Source organism: Microbulbifer sp. 2205BS26-8, from assembly GCF_030731025.1.
In the GTDB taxonomy this organism is placed as follows: Bacteria; Pseudomonadota; Gammaproteobacteria; order Pseudomonadales; family Cellvibrionaceae; genus Microbulbifer; species Microbulbifer spongiae.
Genome location: NZ_JAVAMR010000116.1, coordinates 1 through 1,437, shown reverse-complemented (window position 1 = coordinate 1,437; position 1,437 = coordinate 1). Strand labels below are relative to the sequence as shown.

1 protein-coding gene and 1 pseudogene are annotated in these 1,437 nt (G+C 42.3%); both read right to left on the bottom strand.

Annotated features, from left to right (window positions below; all coding sequences use genetic code 11):
* A pseudogene (locus Q5Y71_RS16755) lies at positions 1–181 on the bottom strand (hypothetical protein); the annotation flags it as partial.
* Positions 182–847: 666 nt separating this feature from the next.
* Positions 848–1,437 (bottom strand): IS30 family transposase (locus Q5Y71_RS16750; RefSeq protein WP_306043219.1); only part of this gene is annotated, 590 nt, incomplete at its 5' end.

Below are 1,437 nucleotides of genomic sequence, written 5' to 3'. Positions count from 1 at the left end.
ATAGTATGTATTTTACTGAATTTGGGTAGTAGTTAGAAGTCCATATGTATCTTCCCGTAAATGGAGCTTGCTCATATTTTCCACCCATGCCTTTCTTAATCGCCTCATCTTGACCGCTGGCGGTGCTGCTACAATACCGATGCGCTTTAATGTAACTTCCATCAAGGAAAACCCCTTCCATGTTCGAGTCTACCATTAACACTTGAGGTACCATCTGCCATTTTCTAGGTTCTGACCAGGCATTGATGCGTTAAAATTCCCACAGCTCCAATCAGTGCCCGTCGCTGCGCATTAATCGAAGCATTGCAGTTTTTTTCACTGGTGTTAGAGCCTCAACAATGCGAGTTTGTTGTTATAAATTAATAGACTGACATACTACTAAATGCCGAAGCGATTGTTTCTAGGATGCATTACAAATTCCATTTAAAAATCAACTATAAGCTGCCAGATTTTATCATCATTATGAATATTATTCGCGACGACTTTGCTAGCTTTTTAATCACATTTCATATTATTTTTAAATAATTTTCTGATTCTTGAAGCAACATCTGCCTACCTTAGCGAAAAAGAAAATACTACAGTACGATTGTGACAAGCCGTAATCAGACAAATTTTTGTATTTCAACCTCCTATTGAGTTGTCGATCATTTGAGGATTGTTTTTGGTGTACTCGCACCATCTCAATGTATCTATACCGCTGGTGAACTAAAAGATACAAGGCCAACTTGAAACTTAACCAAATAATTTTCTCAAATACGAGGTATGCCCGGTCCAATATCCCTGCCTGGACAAAGGTTGGTACACCACGCTACTTGCAGCCATATTTGGTTACTGTGAGGGTGGCCGCTCAGTGCCTGCAAGTCAGATATTTTGGTGTTGCCACGCAGAATCGACAACAAGTTTTCAATGATTTTGTAGTGCTGTGCGTTGATTTCCATTTCATAATAATACAGGACTTAGTGTGAACAGGCCCTAGCATGGTAAATCTGGATTGTCGCTCTACAAGTGTCGCTATGTGGGAGTTGTTAGAGCCCGATACGAGATCTCCTTCCCAATGATCAGGAACTGCCCGATCCTCAGCGGATTTTGGTCTAGAGCGGATAGATACCGCTTCTGAAATTCTTGTACGTATCTCTTTCTCTTCAGTACTTTTTTGCCTTGATCTTCGCATACCACGCCTTGATCGAAGGCGTTTGACGAGCTCTTTTTTCAGAACACCGCAGGCTTGGATGAAGAGACTGTGGTAAATCGTTTCGTGGGACACATGCATGGATGTATTATCTGGGAACTTGCGCTTTAACCACCCTGCCACTTGCTCTGGAGACCAGTCAAGACGCAGCTTTGAAGAAACGATTAATCGCAGGGTCACATTCATCGCAAGCAAGCACTTCTTCGGTCTTTTCGACTGAAGCCAAGCACGCTGATCGGCCTTACTAG